At 33.6% G+C, this 20,658-nt stretch carries 15 protein-coding genes; 10 read left to right on the forward strand and 5 right to left on the reverse strand.

Going from position 1 to position 20,658, the window contains the following annotated elements:
• Window positions 1–33: 33 nt before the first annotated feature.
• A complete protein-coding gene (locus OPS21_RS04440; RefSeq protein WP_264337228.1) occupies window positions 34–1,410 on the reverse strand; it encodes an ankyrin repeat domain-containing protein in 1,377 nt (458 codons plus the stop codon).
• A gap of 131 nt (window positions 1,411–1,541) precedes the next feature.
• Here OPS21_RS04440 and aspS point away from each other — a divergent pair, with 131 nt between their 5' ends.
• Together aspS and OPS21_RS04450 are read left to right on the forward strand one after the other, a co-directional pair.
• Complete coding sequence (gene aspS / locus OPS21_RS04445; RefSeq protein ID WP_264330495.1) at window positions 1,542–3,344, forward strand: aspartate--tRNA ligase; 1,803 nt, start codon at window positions 1,542–1,544, stop codon at window positions 3,342–3,344.
• 35 nt (window positions 3,345–3,379) lie between these two features.
• Entirely contained in the window at window positions 3,380–4,642 is a 1,263-nt protein-coding gene (locus tag OPS21_RS04450; protein WP_264330494.1) for an MFS transporter, read from the forward strand.
• A gap of 7 nt (window positions 4,643–4,649) precedes the next feature.
• Here the strand turns inward: OPS21_RS04450 and OPS21_RS04455 are convergent, their stop codons facing one another.
• The gene (locus tag OPS21_RS04455; protein ID WP_264337229.1) at window positions 4,650–5,573 is read right to left on the reverse strand and encodes an RluA family pseudouridine synthase; all 924 of its coding nucleotides are present in this window, start codon (window positions 5,571–5,573) and stop codon (window positions 4,650–4,652) included.
• A 118-nt stretch (window positions 5,574–5,691) separates the two neighbouring features.
• Entirely contained in the window at window positions 5,692–8,022 is a 2,331-nt protein-coding gene (locus tag OPS21_RS04460) for an ankyrin repeat domain-containing protein (RefSeq protein ID WP_264337230.1), read from the reverse strand.
• A gap of 178 nt (window positions 8,023–8,200) precedes the next feature.
• On the opposite strand from OPS21_RS04460, the gene OPS21_RS04465 reads away from it, so the two are divergent.
• Window positions 8,201–9,487: a Na+/H+ antiporter NhaC family protein gene (locus OPS21_RS04465; protein ID WP_264337231.1), complete on the forward strand. Its 1,287-nt coding sequence runs from the start codon at window positions 8,201–8,203 to the stop codon at window positions 9,485–9,487.
• 174 nt (window positions 9,488–9,661) lie between these two features.
• On the opposite strand, the gene prfB is transcribed toward OPS21_RS04465, so the two are convergent.
• Window positions 9,662–10,763, reverse strand: a protein-coding gene (prfB, locus tag OPS21_RS04470) for a peptide chain release factor 2 (RefSeq protein WP_264330491.1) whose coding sequence is annotated in 2 segments (ribosomal slippage) — window positions 9,662–10,696 and window positions 10,698–10,763 — 1,101 coding nt in all. Because the reading frame shifts where the segments join, the coding sequence is not laid out codon by codon here.
• A 155-nt stretch (window positions 10,764–10,918) separates the two neighbouring features.
• Here prfB and mgtE point away from each other — a divergent pair.
• From mgtE to OPS21_RS04485, 3 genes are all read left to right on the forward strand, one after another.
• A complete protein-coding gene (mgtE, locus tag OPS21_RS04475) occupies window positions 10,919–12,280 on the forward strand; it encodes a magnesium transporter (RefSeq protein ID WP_264337232.1) in 1,362 nt (453 codons plus the stop codon).
• 488 nt (window positions 12,281–12,768) lie between these two features.
• Window positions 12,769–13,290: a hypothetical protein gene (locus OPS21_RS04480; protein WP_264337233.1), complete on the forward strand. Its 522-nt coding sequence runs from the start codon at window positions 12,769–12,771 to the stop codon at window positions 13,288–13,290.
• An 11-nt stretch (window positions 13,291–13,301) separates the two neighbouring features.
• A complete protein-coding gene (locus OPS21_RS04485; RefSeq protein WP_265027566.1) occupies window positions 13,302–16,007 on the forward strand; it encodes an ankyrin repeat domain-containing protein in 2,706 nt (901 codons plus the stop codon).
• Window positions 16,008–16,385: 378 nt separating this feature from the next.
• Here OPS21_RS04485 and OPS21_RS04490 read toward each other — a convergent pair whose 3' ends face one another.
• Window positions 16,386–17,006 carry a hypothetical protein gene (locus OPS21_RS04490; RefSeq protein ID WP_264337235.1) on the reverse strand — a complete coding sequence of 207 codons (621 nt, stop codon included), beginning with the start codon at window positions 17,004–17,006 and terminating at the stop codon, window positions 16,386–16,388.
• Between the two features lie 111 nt (window positions 17,007–17,117).
• On the opposite strand from OPS21_RS04490, the gene OPS21_RS04495 reads away from it, so the two are divergent.
• The 4 genes from OPS21_RS04495 (at window position 17,118) to OPS21_RS04510 (ending at window position 20,649) form a co-directional block, all read left to right on the forward strand.
• Complete coding sequence (locus OPS21_RS04495; protein WP_264336561.1) at window positions 17,118–18,098, forward strand: IS481 family transposase; 981 nt, start codon at window positions 17,118–17,120, stop codon at window positions 18,096–18,098.
• Between the two features lie 73 nt (window positions 18,099–18,171).
• Entirely contained in the window at window positions 18,172–18,294 is a 123-nt protein-coding gene (locus tag OPS21_RS04500; RefSeq protein WP_264337236.1) for a recombinase family protein, read from the forward strand.
• Window positions 18,295–18,378: 84 nt separating this feature from the next.
• The gene (locus tag OPS21_RS04505) at window positions 18,379–19,656 is read left to right on the forward strand and encodes an IS4 family transposase (RefSeq protein WP_265027567.1); all 1,278 of its coding nucleotides are present in this window, start codon (window positions 18,379–18,381) and stop codon (window positions 19,654–19,656) included.
• A 285-nt stretch (window positions 19,657–19,941) separates the two neighbouring features.
• A complete protein-coding gene (locus OPS21_RS04510; protein WP_265027568.1) occupies window positions 19,942–20,649 on the forward strand; it encodes a hypothetical protein in 708 nt (235 codons plus the stop codon).
• The last annotated feature ends 9 nt before the right edge of the window (window positions 20,650–20,658 follow it).

Raw genomic sequence — 20,658 nt, forward strand, 5'->3', positions numbered from 1 at the left:
TATGGAGTTTTAGCAATCTATGGCGCTTTAATTTTAGTCAGCTTTCTGAGTAGCTGAATTAACGTAGCATTGATCTATTGCCACATTGGTCAAGATTCCAATTCCACCACCTACAACTGCACCTACAGCTCCTAATGCTAGTTGAGTACCAATTCCAGCAGAAGACCCAATGATTAATGGAGCAAGAAAATATAATGCTAAAGCGCAAGTTATTGCAGCTACACTTATAACAGCCAGCTTTCTCGGACAAAAATTTTCTGGTGCCTCAGCACTAGATATGAATGATGATTTTACTAGATTTTTTCTACTTTCATGATCTAAAAAGCCACTCACTGTTCTCATTATAGGACGGGTAGAGCGGTCACCAGTTAAGTAAATTCTATCTCCCACTATATCATGAAGCTCTTTAACTTGAGCTTTATATTCATCCCAATAGTTTGATAACTCTTGTTGGTCATTGAGAAGATCTGGTTTATTTGAAGTTGTTAACCAGTGTGAGTCATGTTCCAAAATATATCGAATTGTAGCTTTCCCTATATCTATATGCCCTTCAGTAATTGCATACTTTAAAACACCTTCTGCTTTTTCCCTTCCAACATTAAGATCAGCACCAGCTTTTATTAATAATTCTACTATCTCTGGAGTGTCAAAAAATATAGCAGTATCTAGAGGAGTTTTTTCATTACAATCTTTGATATTTGAGTTTGCTTTTTTTTCTATTAAATAACTTATAAATCCTAAAGCTCTATTAGCTTTTTCAGGATTTAGGTCTTTATTATTTCTGTATACTCTAATTGCAAAGTGCAATGCAGTTTGACCCTTCAGCGCATTAACGTCTATGCCTGGTCTCCAATAGCCATCCTGTTCTTGATTTACTATGTTTACATCCGCACCGTTTTCTATTAAAGCCTTAGCTCCTTCGAAATTGCCTTTTGCAGTTTGCAGATGAAGTAAGTAACGACCAAGATGATCAGTTGCATTAGGATTTGCACCTTGTTCAATCAAATACCTTGCAATTTTATCATTAAATTTGTGATCATAAGTTGCAGATTCTAGTGGCTCAGGATTTTGTGATAACTCATTTTTAGCTATTGATTTATTCATCTGACAGATTGATTTGACTAACTCTAAATCTTTTTTCATAACTGCCTTTCCGACTGCAGTGACGAATTTTACACCTTGCTCTATTAGATATTTAGCCATTTTACTATCAATAGCATAACCTAATAAATTTGTACCATTTTGGGAATTAATCTCAGCAACAACATCTTTAATAATAGAGCTGTTTTTCTCAAAAATTGATTTTACTTTTTCTAAATCATTTTTGGTAACAGTATCAACAAGATCTTTTATTACAGCATTCACCCTCTCTTTTTTAGCTAAAATTTCTTTTAATTCTTCAGGGTTCATAAATACACCTCAACACACATAATAAAAAAGTATATCTAAATCAGAATTGCTTGTAAAGGATCTTTAGATATTATCTTGCCCAAAGGTTAATTTATTTTATAATCTTTTTGTATTCTAGAAATTTCAATTAAATGAACTGTTATAAAACTCACGAGTGTAATGAATTAAGGAAGAATGATGTAGAAAAGGAAGTTATTCTCTCTGGTTGGCTGTATCGCAAACGTGACCATGGTAACCTAATCTTTGTTGATTTAAGAGATTTTCATGGGATTACTCAGTTGGTATTCAATAACGATAAAGATTTTTTTGATGAAATTTCGAATTTAAAATCAGAAAGTGTGATTACTGTCACAGGAATAGTCAAAGCTAGAACTGAAGATACGGTAAATAGCTCTATTTCCACAGGAGAAATTGAAGTTATAGTTAGTAATTTACAAGTTGAATCTGAAGTTGAGTTCCACTGTGATGAAGAAATAGCAAAAGAAGAAAGGAGTATATTAGCAAGTATCGCCGGTGAGCAAGAATACCCAGAAAACATGAGATTTAAATATCGTTTTCTTGATTTAAGACGTGAAAAGGTTCGTAATAACATTATTCTACGTTCACAGATCATTTCAGAGCTCAGGAGGCTCATGATAGAGCAAGGATTCTTAGATATTCAAACTCCCATACTTACTGCCTCTTCTCCTGAAGGAGCACGTGATTATTTAGTGCCAAGCAGACTAAATCCTGGTAAATTCTATGCATTACCACAAGCTCCACAGATTTTTAAGCAGTTGCTTATGGTTTCAGGGTTTGATAAATATTTTCAAATTGCACCTTGTTTTCGTGATGAGGACGCAAGGGCTGACCGTTCTCCTGGGGAGTTTTATCAGCTAGATCTTGAAATGTCTTTTGTAACTCAAGAAGATATATTTCAGGTTATTGAATCTACCTTATATAAAGTGTTTGCCAAATTTTCTCGCAAATCAGTTGATAAAGATTTTCCACGTATTACATACAAAGACGCAATGCTCAAATACGGTTCTGATAAACCAGATCTGCGCAATCCACTATTGATCAGCGATGTAACAGAAATTTTCCGTAATTCAGAGTTCAATATTTTCAAAAGCAATATTGAGCGAGGTATGGTAGTCAGAGCCATTCCTGCTCCCAAAACAGCGGAGGAACCACGCAGCTTTTTTGATAAAAAAATAGAACATGCGCAAAAAGAATTAGGTGCTAAAGGTCTTGGGTATATAACATTTGATAAGGACGGCATTGCAAAAGGACCAATTGCTAAATTTCTTGATGACAATAGGTTAAATTCTATAAAAGAAATAACAAATGTAAAGCCTGGAGATAGTGTATTTTTTGCTTCTGATAAGGAAAATGAAGCAGCAATAATTGCAGGGAAAGTTCGCTCTCTTTTAGGATCACAACTAGGTCTTATAGATGACAATATCTTTAAGTTTTGCTGGGTCATCGATTTTCCATATTTTGTATATGATGATAAAAGCAAAAAAATAGATTTCTTTCATAACCCATTTTCCATGCCACATGGTGGCTTGAAGGATTTAGAAGACAAAGATCCACTAGATATCCTTGCTTATCAATATGATCTCGTTTGCAATGGAATAGAGCTTTCAAGTGGGGCGATTCGTAATAACAAACTAGATATTATGTACAGAGCTTTTGCCATTGCAGGCTACAGTAAAGAGGAAGTTGATACAAAATTTGGCGCGCTTGTGCGTGCATTCAGGTTTGGAGCGCCACCTCATGGTGGAATAGCGCCAGGGGTTGATAGAATGGTTATGCTACTTGCAGATGAGCCGAATATTCGTGAAGTAATCTGTTTTCCTATGAATCAGCAAGGAGAAGATGTTCTAATGGGCGCTCCTTCTAAAGTAGATGATAAGCATTTACGTGAATTATCCTTGAAGGTTATTGAATAAAAATTTTTATAGCGGAGTGTGGTAAACTGGAAGTTATGAACGATATTCAAAAAGCAATACTATCAAGTATAATCTGCAATATGATTATATGGTATGAAATAACTCTGTTTGGAGTTTTGACGCATATAATAAGTGACGTTTTTTTTTCATCAGAAAGCGACTACATAAAAAAAATCAAATTCCTTGGCAGTTTTGCAATTGGCTTTGGATTTAGACCACTTGGTGCGTTTATTTTTGGTTACATTGGAGATAAGTATGGCAGGAGGAAAATTTTACTGACTTCCGTAATATTAGCTTCGATATCGTCTACTGCAATTGCGGTTATACCAAGCTTTAGAGAAATAGGAATATTTTCTCCTATACTGCTTCTGTTTTGTAGGATAGTACAAGGAATGGCAGCAGGTGGAGAAACAAGTGTTAACTCTGCTTTTTTAATAGAGCATTCAAGCGATAAAAAAAATCTAGGATTCTTAGGGAGCATGAAAGCGTTTAGTGGTGCTCTCGGTTCTATCACATGCTTTGTAATGATAGCTATTTGCAAAAAGTTTACAGGTGAAAATTATGAAATTTGGGGCTGGAGGTTGCCCTTCTATTTCTGCTTCATTATGGGCATAATAGGCTTTTTAACAAGATATATAATGGAAGAGAGCTTAGCATATAAAATTCATGATCAAAATAGAAGCTTATCTGATTCTCCATTTTTAGAATTAATCAAAACCTACAAAAAAGCATTTATATTAGCAATTGGGCTTGGTATCGCTCAAAATGCAATCGTTTATTCGGTAATAATGTTTTATAACATATCTGTAAAAGCGCTTACTCTGTCAGGTATTGATATTAAAAATGTAGTAAGGATTATAGTTGAAATTACATTTGGAACGTCCGCAGTGCTATTTGCAATACTGTCTGATAAAGTTGGAAGAAAAAATGTAATGATTCCTACATTAGTAGCTCTAGCTTGCGCTGGTTTGCCGGTACTTTCGCTATTATCAAATGATAACCACTATATTGTCACGCTCTCTTTTCTGTTGATAAGTGTGCCGATAGGTGCATCTTTTGGAATATATAATTCTCTTGCCTGCGAGTTATTTCCAACAAAAGTTAGGTGCACCGGCTTTAGCCTCGCACATAACATATCTGCAGGTATTTTTGGCGGCCTTTCTCCATCGGTATGCATGTGGCTTATAGAAAAAACCGAAACAAAACTTGCTGCAGGGATTTACCTTACTGTTTGTGCATTGATTAGCCTAATATCTGTACTTCAAATTAAAGCCAAAGACAAAAAAATTGATTGGTGAAATCGCTTTAGTCAAAAGATAGCGCTTCAATAGATTTTTCGATATGTTTAGGGACAGGAGCAGTAATAGTGACTTCTTTATTATTTGGCAATTTTAAAGACAAAGAATATGAATGTAGGTGAATCTGATTTGCTACTCCATCAATAAAAGCTTTTTTACCGCCATATTTACCGTCACCAAGAATAGGACAATTTATATGAGCTAAATGTGCACGTAATTGATGAGTTCTGCCAGTAATTGGTTGTAATTTTAAATAAGCAACATTATGTTTTAACCTTGCTATAATTGAAAAATGCGTAGTGGCATTTTGAGGTGAATCTTCATCAACGACTACTTTTTCTTGCCCTGAAATATATTTTTTCACCAACGGATAGTCTATTGTTCCATTATCTTTGCTCGGTACACCAGAAGTTAATGCTAGGTAAGTTTTTTTTATCCTCCGTCCTTTAAATTCTTCCATAAGGTATTTGGCAACGCTGGCATTGCGTGCGAATATTATTACTCCACTCGTATCTCTATCCAGCCTATGGACAATTTTAAATGTTTCTTCCTCTCTTATTTGGTCAAGCAAATCACTAATGCTAATTTTTACCTTTACACCACCTTGAACGATTACTCCTGCGGGTTTGTTTATGGCTAATATATATTCGTCTTCATATAATATGTTCTCTCTTAGTAGATTCACTAGCTTTTCATTATATTTACGATCAGAATTAGTGTTTTCTATATAATCTAAGTATCTTATCGTTATAGTTTGCCCAGAATTCACTTTATTGCTGGATTTTGCCTTGCAATTATCGACTTTGATTAATCCTTTCCTTAAAGATTTTTCGATTGTAGATTGCTTTAGATTGGGAAAAATTCTTCTAATGTACCTATCAAGCCTAACATTATTATCTTCTACTAATATGGTTTTGATACCTTCTGACATCTTACCTACAGAAATCTTATAATGAAAGTAGCGTACACTGAAATCTAATAGCACACAATCTTACCTAATGTACTTTCAGTGTCTGTTACCTCTACATCTATCATTCGAGCGTAATTGTTTAAAACGAACTTGAAGGAATTTCTATAATAGCCGAATACTTTCCTATAATCGAGGAAGATATTAATGATATTTCTTTCATCTTAGAGAGGTAAGTACTAGGGCCTAACTTCGTATACTCAATGTTGTTAGCTAAAGGTGTTGCTTTTTCTACATTAACATTTGTAGTGTTACATGTCCGCCTGTAAGGACTATATCTTTGTTCTTTTATTCCATTCATTTTAGTACTAGGGCCTGGACACTCTTCAGTGTTAGGCTCTAACTTTAGACTTCCAATTTGGCCAGTAATAAATGTTACTTCTTTTTCATTAAGTTTAGCTTGATACTGTAATTGTTCAATTTGATTAGCTTGATATCTTATCATAGATTCAAAGGTGATAGATAGATGTAATTGTATTTCTCTCAACATATGTGGAGCTATGTGTTGCATATGTAATGCTCTTTTTGTGAGCATACTTGATTCTGAGTCAATCTGCATAAGTATAGCTGATGCTCTTTGTTCTGCTTCCACTAGAAGATTACTTATGCCTTGACGTTCAGCTAAATCCCTTACAGTTTCATAACAATTATCAGGCAATGAAGGATTTGCACCATAGCATAGTAAGGTTATTACTACTATCCAGTTTCTACGTTCGACAGCATAAGTTAAAGGAGATTCCCCTAAGTCATTCTGCGCATTAACATTTGCTCCATATAAAATTAAGATCTTTACTACTTCCGGATGGTTATACTTGGCAGCTTGATGTAAAGCAGTTAATCTTACATCGTTACTTGCATTAACATTTACTCCAAGTGCTAATAGAGTGCATACCAATTGTATATTACCATGTTTGGCAGCATAACGTAAAACTTCAGCTCCAGCTAATTTCATTACCTCATCATATATTTCAAGTTGCACTAGGGTATGTTGTATTTCAAAAAAATTACATGGACAAATAGTAGGCAGTATTTTACATAAATCCTTTATAGCAATAGTTGCTCCATGTCCTATCAGGACATTCATCATTTGCACATCATTCTTTGCAAAGGCACAATCAAAAGGAGTCCATCCCCATGCATCCTTATGGTTAACATTTGCTCCATAGCTTATTAAGAGCTCTACTGCTTCCAAATTACCAAGCGCAGCAGCAATATGTAAGGGAGTTCGCCCCAATAACATATCCTCTATATCAACACTTGCTCTACATCGTGATATGGCGTGTAATAGGCTCTCTAATATTGGTGTATCATTCTTTGCAGCAGCCCAATATAAAGAAGTCCATCCAAATACATCCACTGTCTCAATATTTTTGCCAATATTCTCATCGTTTTCTATTATACAATCCACCATTTCTTTATTGACATTTGCAACAGCAAGATGTAAAGGAGTAAGTTTAAGCGCCCCATTCCTCTTAACATCTGCTCCATTCTTCATTAAGTACTTTACTACTTCTTTACGGCCATGACCGGCAGCCTCATATAAAGCAGTCAATCTCGCTAGATCCTCTGCATTAACATCTGCCTTATTTTTTACTAAGATTTTTATTATTTCTATATCGCCATTTGCAGCTGGCTGATATAAAGTAGTCCGTTGAGATGAATCCATACTATTAACATTTGCTCCATTTTTTATTAGCTCTGATACCATTTTTGCATTGCTATTTTCAGTAGCCCAATGTAAAACATTCCATTGAGAAAATGGCCCTTTTGAGTGAATATTGATTCCTTTTGCTTTACACAGAGCATTGAATACATTCATCAAGTTAAAATCCATAGCTAAACACAATAATGCGTATTGATCATACCCACTATGTATATCGTAATTTAATGTAAACCAATAATTTACATTAAATCTAGCTTTCTTCCACTCGTGATACACATCTTTACTTGCTTTCTTTAGCTTCTCTATTGCCTCTAGTATCTTTTGTGTATCTAACATCACTGGCATTTTCTCTGATGTTTTTCGCACATTCAGTACATCTTCTGTCGTCACTGCTTTTGATTTTTCTGATGTCTCTTGTACACCTAACTTTTTTAGTACTCTCTTTAATATCTTTTGTGCATCTGATACTCCTTGCTCTTTTAGTATTTTTTCTGATTTCTCTAATGTCTGTGGTATATGTTGCACTTTTAGTCTCTTTTTTAATGGCTCTGGTGTCTCTTGCACTATTGGAATCTCGTTTGATATTTCTAATTTATGCGATACCCCTTCTAACATTCTTAATACTTCTTTTCTCTCCAGTATCCTTGCTTTATTTAGTAGCTCTTTTATTTTTTCAATTACATTATCTTTGCTTAAATCTTCCTTCTGATCAACTATACCTAGTATTATTTCCCATTGCTCATATGACATTACCATAGCTTTACCTCATACTATAAAACATTTTGATACTATATGTTATGGTACAATAGTCAACGCATTTTCCATAGCGTAATACTTGAGAGTCTAAAAAACTGGTATTAACTTACAGAAAACCAAACTTGCTTAAAACTACTTAACTAGTTATAGTTATGAGTTTTAAGGCAGTAAAATGACAGCTTTTTTTCCTTTGGTTATTTTTTTAATCTTATACCTTGGAAGTGGTGTCTATTTTTCCTTTATTGGAATTGATAATCCGCTTCGCCAAGTTTCACCGGTAATTTGCCTACTACCGGCGCTATTTTTTGCTGTTGCATGCAGTGCAGGTAAAATTCAACGTAACATCGATACTGTCATCGAGGGTATGGGTGATAAAAACACCCTTACTATGTGTTTAATTTTTCTATTTTCTGGAGCATTTTCTGTGGTGACTCAATCAATTGGTAGTGCAGATACTGTTGCTGATTTAATTCTCAATTTCCTTCCAGCAAAATTACTACTGCCTGGAGTATTTTTGGCTTCCGCTTTTATATCAACTGCAATTGGTACGTCTATGGGAGTTGTTGTATTAATGGTACCAATAGCTGTTAACTTAGCAAAAAGTGGGGCTTTTGGTCTTGAAATAGGAACTGCAACTGTAGTTGGAGGTGCCGTATTTGGTGATAATCTTTCAATGATATCTGACACTACTATTGCATCTGTTTCTTCACAGGGGGCCACGATAAAGGATAAACTTAAAGTGAATTCTAAAGTAGCATTTGTTGCCAGCATTATAACGCTTGTCTATCTGGCAATTATGGCAGATAGTACAAAAATTATTCCTACATCAAATTTAGATTATTTATCAATAATAAAGATTATTCCTTATATTTCTTTAATAATCATGGGGTTATTTGAAGTTACTACTTTAGTAACAATAACTATAAATATAATTGTTGCTAGTGTATTAGGGATGACTTTTTTTGACTATACTATCATTCAACTCTCTCATGACATATATGACGGGTTCAAAAAAGTAAACGAGATAGTGATATTTGCTCTATTTATTGGCGGATTGAGTCATATAATGTACAAGCAGGGTCAAAAGGCATTACACAAACTTATCGATGAAAGCAATATCACAAAAACTAAAGCTGAATTTGTAATAGCGGGTATAGCATCTATGTTTACTGTTTTAGTTGCTAATAATACCATTGCTATTTTATTAAGTGGCGATATTGCAAAAAGGCTCGCGCAAAAGCATAATATTCCGTCATACCGTAGTGCATACTTGTTAGACATTTTTGCTTGCGTTACAAAAGGCATTTTGCCTTATGGTTCCCAGCTGCTGCTAGCAGGTAGCATTGCTTCTATCTCACCTATTTCTTTGTTAACACAAGTGTATTACTGCTTTATTTTAGCAGTAGTTACAGTAGGTGAAATAATCATCAATGGCAGACGTTGCGCGGCTACAACTTAATGTACGAAGATTTCTCTTCATATTACATTTTTGTGCCCATAAGAAACGAGTTGCCATTTTCATCAGCTACTTGGATAATAGATATATTCACAAAATTGTTCCATTTTTCTCAATAGGTTTTGGTTTTCTTTTCTCCTTATTAGCAGAGCATAAAACTTAGCTTTTTAATAAATCTCATTTTAACTCCAATACACTAACTATGAAACAATCTATATTGCCATCAAAAACGGAATTTATATTGCCAACTTCATGTCCAGTCCTTAAATCCTTTACCATTTGGTACGGATGCATAACATACGATCTGATCTGACTGCCCCAACCTATATCGCATTTCTTGCCATATTCTTCGGCCATTTTCTGTTCTTTTTTTTCCAATTCAATTTGATATAAACGTCCTTTAAGTAGTTTAAGTGCTTCATCTTTATTTTTATGTTGAGAACGACCATTTTGGCATTGAGCTACAACGCCTGTTGGAATATGTGTAATACGTACCGCGCTTTCAGTCTTATTTACATGCTGACCACCTGCTCCAGAAGCACGGTAAGTGTCGATCTTTAAATCCTTTTCATCCACAACAATATCTATTGAATCTTCAATCACTGGAGTTACTCCTACACTTGCAAAACTGGTATGACGTTTACCATTTGCATCAAATGGTGATATTCTAACCAATCTATGAACTCCACTTTCGCTTTTTGCCCACCCGTAAGCTTTTTCTCCGATGATCTTTATTGTTGTAGATTTTATACCAACTGCATCACCATCTAATTTTTCTACAACTTCAACTTTAAAATTGTGATAAATTTCTGCCCATCTTGTATACATGCGCATGAGCATCTCAGCCCAATCATTGCTCTCTGTTCCACCAGCTCCTGAGTGGATTTCTAAAAAGCAGTTATTGTTATCTGCTTCACCAGTAAATAAAGATTCTGTCTCTTTAAGTTTGATTAATTTCTCTAGCTTTACTAACTCACCTTTAACTTCAGAAAAAAATTCTTCATCATTCTCATCAATAGCAGATTTCATCAAGCTGATAGCATCGTTGTAATCGCTTTCTAGCTTTGAAAACGATTCTATGTCATGCTTAATTTTAGAGCGTTCTTTTAAAATTTCTTGTGCTTTTTGATTGTCTTGCCACAGATTATCATTCGATGCTTGAGAATCCAGCTCTTCAAGACGCAACTTCAATTTTTCTATGTCAAAGACACCTCCTGATAAGAGAAATACTTTTATTTAAGCCTTGAAAGTATTCAAGGATTTCTGGATGGGTTTTCATTATACTTTAGACTTTAATATATTTATTATCACTAACAATAACAGCAAACAAAATAGAAATTTAACCATATAATAGTTAATTCAAAATAATTTTATTATACTTGAATGTTCAATAAAATCAAGTGTGTATATTTATTAAAAAAATAAGGTAAAGTAATGAATATTAAAACAAGTTCTCATTATGGTTTAGACAAAAAGGCTATTGATGATTTAATAGAGTCTCTCGATAATCAAGAATTAGAAAGTGTTCGTAATATTGTAAAAACGATAGATAGCGTTCAGTTAGCTTATTTTTTATCTACTTCGATCAGTGATCACAGGGAGAAATTAGTTAATATCCTCGATCAACATTTGTTAAGTGATGCCTTAGTACATGTAGTACCAGATTTACAAGTAGAGATCATAGAAATATTGGGAATAGAAAATACAGCAAAGTTACTAATGCTTCTTGATATAGAAGACATAGTAGCCATAGTGAAAGATTTGGATAGAAAGTCTATAGAAAACATACTTAACTACTTACCCAATGCAACTCAAAAATTAGTAGAGGAATTGTTATCATACCCAGAAGAAAGTGCAGGAAGGTTGATACATAAAAATATGGTTATAGCTCCATATTATTGGACGATAAATCAGCTAATGGAATTCTTGCGCAATTATAAAAAAATACCAGAAACATTTTACCAAATCTTCATCATTAACTCGAAATTAGAACCTATAGGTAGTTTCAACTTAAATAAGGTAATATCTCACTCAGGAGAAACAATAATAAAAGAGATAATGAGTCAAGATATAAAAATAATTAAAACTGGAATGGACCAAGAAGAAGTAGCAAGAATATTTAAAGATTACTCTCTATTATCAGCTCCAGTAGTAAATAAGAGTGGTAAAATTATCGGTGTAATCCTTATTGAAGATGTAATCAAAATTGTTCAGCAAGAAGCAGAAGAGGATGTACTTAAAATAAGCGGTGTATCATCTAAATCTGATATAAATGCTCCTATACATAAAACTATAATTAAAAGGTTACCTTGGTTATTATTTAACCTCTTAGCTGCAACAATATGTTCTATAGTAGTTGGCTTTTTCGATAACGTAATAGAAAGTTTTATAGTACTACCAATAATTATGCCAATAATTGCATCAATGAGCGGAAATGCAGGATCCCAAACAGTAACACTAACTATCCGGGCAATCGCAACAAAATATCTAACTGAGCAAAATGCAAAAAGAATACTGATGAAAGAATTTTTAATAGGTCTTATAAATGGAGTGATTTTATCTACAATTTCGCTCGTAGTATTAGCAATAAGGTTCCATAGTTTAAAAGTAGAGATCATTTTCGTAGTTTCCATGATTGCAATGTCGATTATTGCAACATTTATCGGCACTTTCATTCCTATAATGCTTCATCGTTTAAGATCCGATCCTGCTGTTTCATCTTCAATCTTAACATCAGCAACAACTGATATTCTCTCAGCTCTTATATTTTTTGGTCTAGCCACGATCTTTTTATAAATAGCTGAATCTTGCTATATAAAAAAATTGCTTTACCAGCAACGTTATCATTACTCACAGATACATTGAAGAAGAAAAATAACAGTTGATAAAGAAATAAAAGTACATGAAACTGAGCTGCTTTAGTTTTAAAATAAAAACTAAAATAAGATGCTAAAGTATGCAAAAAAATTCTTGCTTTGCTAGATCTTTTTAGCTACAATGCAGTCTAACGTAATGAAAACATGGGGTGTGAGTTAGATGCATTGTATTATGTATATCACTCAGAAAGCAATTCTCGATTTTTTAAGAATATATCTATTTTAGTCAGAAGTCAAAAGAAAAGCACACTGTTACTCAGCAATTAAAGTTACTTAGGATTACCGTAAGGTTTCTACAGCAAATTGGTTTGGTACAGCTGCATAAGAATCAAATGTTGAAATCAATCTTCAGAAAAGAGGTTTACGACAAAACAATCAAAATATGAATATTAAAATATAGGCGGTTTTATGTTAGGTAAAGAAAATATAGGAGAACAAGTAGCAGATAATCAAATGGATTATGTAGATGCTGGATCAGCAATAGTTGATTATGAAAATATATTATCTAGTGAAGAACTTCAGTGTGGACGAAGTCAGGAGAGCCCTAGAGTAACAAGATCTTCATCTATAGGCAGCAGTAGTACATCGACTGATGATGAAGAAATGTTTAGCTGTATAAGCATTACAAGTGATGAAATAGTGAAAAAAGCAACTTTTTTTGTTAAGACTTTTGTTAAAGAATTTGAGAAAAAGATATTTGAATATTCTGAAGAAGCAAAACCAGATTCAAAAACACGAAAAGTGGGCAAAATAGCAGGTCAGTTTGCATCAATTGTGAATAATCTTATTCCACCGAATCTATATAGATTAAGTTTTACTAAAGCTGTTGAATGTATAGGTGATGTGTCTGCAAGAAGACATAGAGAAAAAGCAAAAAGTGTTTCTCTAGGAGTTGTATCTTTTAAAGATAATAGGAGAGAGAGAGTTTAGTAGAGGCTGGCTTGGAAATTTTTCAAAAATTTGAGGAACAATTCATAAAGATTGTAGATGTCAATTCCTCTTGGCAGAGGGGAATTGAGAAATTAGCAATGGATGCTGTATATAGAATAATGGATTATTCTTCAAATTTTAGTGAGAGAAAAGACCTTTTTGTTGATTTTATAACTAAAGGTGTTGTTCTTGGTAATTCAAAAAAAAGAAAACTATCTTTGGGGGATTATGGATATCACATAAAAAAAGATGAACAAAGTAGTAAAACTTTAATGACCTCAGATTTATATACATGGGTAGGAATAAAGAAAACAGAGAATAAAATTGTTCACTATTATCAATATGGTTTATTAGAGAAATATGACTATGCTGAAAAATGCAGCTATCGACTTCCTTTTGTATGGGAATTAGAAGAATGGAAGGAGGTAGAACAAAAATATGTACTTGTTAACTCACCTAAAAAAGAAGAATATGCGTATATTTTAGATGAGGAGAAAAAGAAAAAATTAGCCAATAGTATATTAAAAGAGATTAATGGAAATGATCTGACGAAAAAAAAAGATATAGAAGACTTGCGTGAAGAAATTAAGGATTTGCGAATACGTCATGAAAAAGAAGATAAAAATACATTTTCCTTTAATTTGGATTATTTATCAGAGTTCTCTATTAAAAGAGAAGTGATGTTAGATGAATTAAAAAAGAAGTTAGATAGTAAAAATCAAGAAGTAGAACTGTCACGAATGGTCTTGATTAATGGAGAATATGGAACAGGAAAAAGTGAATTGGCTAGAAGCTACGCATATAGTAAGGAGAGTAATATTTGGACAAAAGTTATATGGATAAATGCTAAAACATATGACACTCTTTTCAATTCATTTCGTAATTTAGCTAAAGAATTAGAAATTCCTACAGAAAATGATAATGATATGGATTTTAATGTTGTTCGAGATAGAGAAATAGAATCTATTGTCCAGGATGTATACGAGTATTTTCGAGACGTAAAAAGTCTTTTCATCTTTGATAACACCAGTAAGTATAAGGAGATCGAAAAATTTTTACCATCCTATTTTCCTAATTTGTTTTTTCATAGAGAAAAGCCTTACGTTTTTATTACTTCTCGTAGCAAGAATTGGGAAAAAGAAATAGAAAAGATACAGTTGAATGATGGATTTTCTCTAGGAGAAGCTATAACATTTATTGAAAGGGCCTTAGGGATAAAAGATAAATTAGAGAATCGCTATCTAGTAGAGTTAGCAGAAGCGTTGAATTATCTACCATTAGCTTTGGTGCAAGGAGCAGCATATATAAAACAAGAAAAGATTAGTATTAGCGAATATCTAAAACGCTATAATGAAGCAATACAAAAATCAAATCCTGATCTTTTGGAAGCATTAGGTATCACCAAAGAATTATTTACAACTTTGAAGCTTAACCTTAATAAAGTAAGAAGAGAAAAAAATGTTGGGCAGCAATCGCATGATATTGTATCATATATGGCTTACTTGGATCCCAATCAAATTGATATAGAAGAAATTTTCCTCCAGAAGAAATCAGAAAAAGGTAAGCAACAAGTTTTGGATGCTCTTAATCTACTCAATAAGTTTTCAGTGATTGAGCTAGAGGAGTCAATAGCAAGAGTTCATAAAGGGATACAAAAAACAGTAAGAGTAGAGAAAGAACGAACAGGAATAGAAGAAGAAACTTTAAGAGAAATGATGACATCATTTTGCCTTACGAATCCAAATCACGTTAAGTCTGTTTGGAGTCATGCAAGTAAATATAGTAGATTAGTTAATGAATTTATTGATTCTATTTATGATGGAGGTACTATCTTACATTTGCTAGCCAAAGATGGTAATGAAAAGGTTATTAAGCTGATATTAGAGAAAATATATCCTGATAAATTAAGTAAAGTTATTAATGGTATTGATGAAAAGAATTTTACTTCTTTAGATTATGCTATCATATATGGTCACTTAGGTACTGTTCAGCATCTTGTAAGGAAAGGGGGTGATGTAAATCTAAAGAACACAAAAGGTATGAATCCTTTGCACTTTGCTGCCGTATATGGTCGCTTAGATATTGCTAAATACCTTGTAGCGCAAGGGGCTATAATAAAATCATTAAACAAAGATAGTATGTGTCCTTTGCACTTTGCTGTTATATATGGTCACTTAGATATTATTAAATACCTTGTAGAGGAAGGAGCTAGTATAAATATAAAGGATAAAAATAACATGCGTCCTTTGCACTTTGCTGTTATATATGGTAGATTGGATATTGTGAAATATCTTGTAGAGAAAAGAGCTAATATAAATCTACGTAGCAAAGAAGGTGAGAGTCCTTTGCACTTTGCTGTTATGCATGGTCAGTTAGATATTGTTGAATACCTTATAGAGAAAGGAGCTAGTATAGATAGACAAGATGAAAAAAATATGAGTCCTTTGGACTATGTTATTGTATATTCTAACTCAGAAGAAATTATTTATTATCTTGAAGATATGCACTTAGCTCCAGACTTAAAAACACAATCACATAAAAGAAACCTAGAGACATTTGATGAACATACACTACCTAAAAAAAGAAAATTAAAAAATATAAGTGAAGCATTGCAATTTGAAGATAAAAGCACAGTTAACTTAACTCATAGGTCACCTATATCTTCATTTAACAGCGTTGCTGTAGAACTTGTGAGTAACAAGAGCTTGAAAAGATAATTTTACAGCAAGCTATCTAATTTTATGAGGGAAATATTTAAAAAACCCGAGAAATAAAATAATGAATTTATACAAACAAAAGTTCGCACGAATCAAGTGGTAGACCATTCCATCTCAAAGAAAAATGTTCTCACAGTCCTTAGTTTTGGTTGTCGAAAGTGATCGTATTATTTAAGTTATTAATAATATATAATATTAAGTTAATATAATTTATTTAGAATGGTAAGATCATTTATTATAACCTATAGCCTACATGTGTTCCAAAAGGATAATATGATTTAGAATCTTGTGTAGCATGCGCGTAAATCTAGACATAACACTGCCTAAACTTACGCCAATTTTTTGAGAGTTGATACCTAAAGAACCCTTAGTAAACCTTTAGAGTAGTGAAGGATGGACTTCTCTAGTTAGCCTTTCTAACTCAACAGAATTAACAAGGGTGCCTTGGGATTTTGACGTGTCTATATCATTAGAGACTTTTGCACAAAATGGTACAACATTAGAACTATTAGACTCTGAAATAGCTTTACCACTTTCAACCTGAGTTATATCTGATTTAGCAAATTGATTATCACTAAGGCATGTATCAGTACTATCATACTTCGCTAAAGATGTTTCATAATTAGCAGGACATGTGCCACTTGCATCAGTGTTGCTATATGTTGCTACATCTGTCTTACTTGATCTGTGAGAACCAAAAGGTATAAATTTGCTAATGTATGACCATATGTTACCATTTTTATTAAGACATACATCTTGGCTAGAACATGTACCAGTACTATCATACTTCGCTAAAGATGTTTCATAATTAGCAGAACATGTGTTACTTATATTAGGGTTACTATATATTGCTACAGCTGTATCAGTTTCACTAATCGCTCTAACGCTATCTGGTTTAGCAAATTGATTATCACTGCCATTTACAATACTAGTGTTGTTTTCACGAGAACCAAAAGGATTGATAGATAGTAATTTATTTAACACTCCTGTATGATTCATAGAGGTTATTACAGCAAAAATGTAAGATAAAATAAAAACTTTGACTTGTGATAGTTTAAATACCTTATTACAATAATATGAATAAATTCATCAACAAGAGGCAATCAGTAAATGGATACCAAAGTTAAGTTGCGTCTGAATTGGATAGAATTATACAAAAAATTAGGTCATGCAGGCAAAGTATGTCAACACTATAACATTTCACGCTTTACCTTACGAAAATGGTACAAACGTTATGAAAAGCTAGGTGAACAGGGATTGTCAAACCTTAGTAGCAGGCCTAAAACTTTACCCTTACAAAAAATCAACAAGTCAAATGAACAGCTCATTCTTCATCTGAGAAAAGCTAGAAAATTAGGAGCAAGACGTATTCAAGCTGAATTAAAGCGTTTACATGATATCTCTTTTGCATTGGCTACTATACACAAAGTTTTGAAGAAACACGATGTAAGTCTTTTACGTATTAAGCGCCACTATCGCAAGCAGATTAAGCGTTATAACTGCAAAGTGCCAGGAGAGCGTGTACAAATGGATGTTTGCAAAATATCTTCGGGGCTTTATCAATATACTGCTATAGATGATTGTACGCGTTATAAAGTTATCGCATTATACTCAAGGCGTACTTCAAAAAATACTCTGGATTTCCTAAAACAATTAAGGGAAAGGGCTCCATTTCATTGTCAAAGGATTCAGACCGATAGAGGACAAGAATTTTTTGCTTACGAAGTGCAAGAGTGTCTAAAAGAATGGAAAATAAAATTCCGTCCAATTAAGCCGTTTTCCCCACATTTAAATGGTAAAGTAGAAAGAGCGCAGCGTACAGATTTAGATGAATTTTATAGTAGCGTTAACATTAAGGATTATGAATTGCAAGTCAAGCTTAGGGATTGGGAAGAATATTATAATAAACAACGTCCTCATAGCTCTCTTCAGGGAAAGACTCCTTGGGAAAAATATAAAGAACTGGAAAAAACAATTCCTTGTCTAAGTGAAATACAAAAAAATTATATCTCATCAAAAGAAACATTTGTCATGCAAAATTACAAACATAACCAAGAGTTAAAGTCACTTCAAAAATATAAAACCTCTTAACAGGTATTTCAAGTTCAGACTTGATCTGACAAATTAGTTGCAATAACCTCTATGAATCACACACGTACAAACAGTGTTATCAGGAGCAGCACAATTAGAAAGAGAGATGATAGTAGAGAGAGTAAAAAATAAAATAGCAACATCAAAAGAACAAGGATTATGGATGGGTGGAACATACCCACTGCCATTAAGTTAAGGAAAAGTGATGAACTGTATTATAAAATCAGGTAAGATCCACAAATTAAAAGAAGTAATGACATGAGTAAAAAAAAGAATAATCATGTTTATAAAAAATAAATTGATGAGTTTAAACTTTATAAACGCACACAGAGCATCCTCAAAAGACTTCTCACGAAAAAGAAAGCTGCCCTTCGTTAATGTATTTCTCCTGATTTTTAGAAAGAGTGTAAAGTCATTACAAGTGATGCTTAATGAGTTTGTTCTGCATACAAGAAAAGATTATACAATTACGGCAAGTGCATTTACTCAAGCAAGAAAGAAGCTAAAGCATACTGCGTTTTCAGAGTTAAATGATGATATAGTTTCCCTATACTACCAAGATCAGGAATTTAAAACCCACCATGGCTTCAGAGTACTTGCATTTGATGCTTCAATACTGATTCTGCCAAAGAGCGACAAAATAATAGGTGAGTTTGGCTCAAGAGCAGTATGGAATGGAATCCAGAGATTTGAAGACTATACAAGTGCAACCTTTGAAGTTTGCTACGATGTGCTAAATAATATTGCAATAAAATCTGTGCTAAGTAGAGGTGACAGCTATGAGGTTGATTTAGCAATCGGTATGCTTGAATCCATAAAATCAGACGATTTGTTAATCTGTGATAGAGGATACGTATCTTATCGATTTCTTGCTGAGCTTACAGGAAGGAAAATCAATTATATAATTCGCTGTTCAAGTTCGTCTTTCAATGAAATAAACGCTATGTTTAAGCCGGAAAGCCCATCTAGTACGGTGGTAGTGTCTACCGCACCTATTAAAGTAGCAAGACAGCTACGAAAGCTAGGATTACCTGATGAGATGAAATTCAGGTTAGTCAAAATAATACTTTCTTCTGGCGAAGTTGAAGTGTTAGTAACATCTCTGTTAGATGAGAAACGTTTTACAGTTGAAGAGTTTGAGAGATTATATTACTTGCGCTGGGGAGTAGAAACATTTTTTTCTAGGCTGAAGGGAAGATTAAATTTAGAGAATTTCACAGGAAAAAGTATTGAAACTATCAAGCAGGATTTTTGGTTAACTATCTTCATCAGTAATCTAGAAAGTATCATGATAGAAGATGATGAAGAGACATTGAGCGCACAGAATAGTAAACTAAAAAAAAGCATCAATAAATCTGTCTCATTTAATGCGATTAAAAACTTAGCCTTTGATATTTTTTCTACAGAGTCAGACATAGACTGCATTATGGATCGACTATCACAGTTATTTTTGATGAACACTTTAGTGGTGAGAAAAGGGAGAAGAGTTGATCGTCATAAGATATCTGATATTCGTTCACTCAACTACCAGAAAAGAGCTAGAAAACATGTGTTTTAAATTCAAGATATCTTTTCAGTATCATTGCATTAGTACATTCTTTGCAAAATAACCTGCAATTATTACTTTTTTAAATAACTTGCACTTTTCAGACTCCCTTTTCTTAAAAATTCACCCTAGTATTTACCATAATTATCAATCACTTCAAATTTTTTGTCCAATCTTAACTTCTCTTTCCCTTAACTTAATGGCAGTGGGAACATACCGCCCCGTTGCGCTAAGACAACGCTCGGGTTTATCTTTCATGTAGCTTTTGCCCTGGGCAACAATCCCAGGGCAAAATTTATGTACATCACTCATCAAAGGGATTTAATGCGTGAGAAGATGAACGAACTGCACATTGTCCTTGAGTCTCCATTTTATAAGCAAGTTTTTCCCAATGTAAAGATAGTTGGGCGCAGAAGTACAAGAGTGATCAGAACTAAGGAAGGAGGTTTTGTTAATGGCTTTTCAATATCAGGACATGTAACAGGTACTGGGGCAGGGGACAGCTCACTTGATTTTGATGAAGGTCGAAAGTATGGTGGCTGCATTATTCTTGATGACTTGCACGATGCAAGCTGCGCTTATAGCAGGGTATCACTGATCAGTGCCTGTCAGAAATTTGAGCAGTGCATAACTTCAAGGCGCAACACTGCTGACACACCATTTTTGGTGATTGGACAGAGAATCAGTGTTTACGATATATTTGGTTATTTGGATAAAAAGTCAGAGCGGCAGTTTGAAAAGATCATCATTCCAGCAGTGCTAGAAGATGGAACCAGCATTGATGAGAACAGACTGCCGATGGAGGAGCTAAGAATTAAGGAAAAAGCAGAGCCTTATGTTTATCAGTCGCAATACATGCAAGACCCTCCAGAGCCTAAATGGCAAATATTTAATGAAAAATATTTTAAGAAAATAGATTTTGCTTATGAGACGATTGGCGAAAAGGATTATAATGCACCCCATAAACTAGACCAAAAAAAATGGTTGATCCGAGTAGGAAGGTAAAGGGGTAAA

It is taken from the genome of Wolbachia endosymbiont (group B) of Chorthippus parallelus, from assembly GCF_947251815.1.
Classification (GTDB): Bacteria; Pseudomonadota; Alphaproteobacteria; order Rickettsiales; family Anaplasmataceae; genus Wolbachia.

Excerpts from the sequence above, each read along its gene's own strand:
- aspS (WP_264330495.1), top strand. The coding sequence starts at position 1,542 with ATGAACTGTTATAAAACTCACGAGTGTAATGAATTAAGGAAGAATGAT.
- OPS21_RS04490 (WP_264337235.1), bottom strand. The coding sequence starts at position 17,006 with ATGAATCATACAGGAGTGTTAAATAAATTACTATCTATCAATCCTTTT.
- OPS21_RS04450 (WP_264330494.1), top strand. The coding sequence starts at position 3,380 with ATGAACGATATTCAAAAAGCAATACTATCAAGTATAATCTGCAATATG.
- OPS21_RS04480 (WP_264337233.1), top strand. The coding sequence starts at position 12,769 with ATGTTAGGTAAAGAAAATATAGGAGAACAAGTAGCAGATAATCAAATG.
- OPS21_RS04495 (WP_264336561.1), top strand. The coding sequence starts at position 17,118 with ATGGATACCAAAGTTAAGTTGCGTCTGAATTGGATAGAATTATACAAA.
- OPS21_RS04465 (WP_264337231.1), top strand. The coding sequence starts at position 8,201 with ATGACAGCTTTTTTTCCTTTGGTTATTTTTTTAATCTTATACCTTGGA.
- OPS21_RS04505 (WP_265027567.1), top strand. The coding sequence starts at position 18,379 with ATGTTTATAAAAAATAAATTGATGAGTTTAAACTTTATAAACGCACAC.
- OPS21_RS04460 (WP_264337230.1), bottom strand. The coding sequence starts at position 8,022 with ATGTCATATGAGCAATGGGAAATAATACTAGGTATAGTTGATCAGAAG.
- OPS21_RS04510 (WP_265027568.1), top strand. The coding sequence starts at position 19,942 with ATGTACATCACTCATCAAAGGGATTTAATGCGTGAGAAGATGAACGAA.
- mgtE (WP_264337232.1), top strand. The coding sequence starts at position 10,919 with ATGAATATTAAAACAAGTTCTCATTATGGTTTAGACAAAAAGGCTATT.
- OPS21_RS04455 (WP_264337229.1), bottom strand. The coding sequence starts at position 5,573 with ATGTCAGAAGGTATCAAAACCATATTAGTAGAAGATAATAATGTTAGG.
- OPS21_RS04440 (WP_264337228.1), bottom strand. The coding sequence starts at position 1,410 with ATGAACCCTGAAGAATTAAAAGAAATTTTAGCTAAAAAAGAGAGGGTG.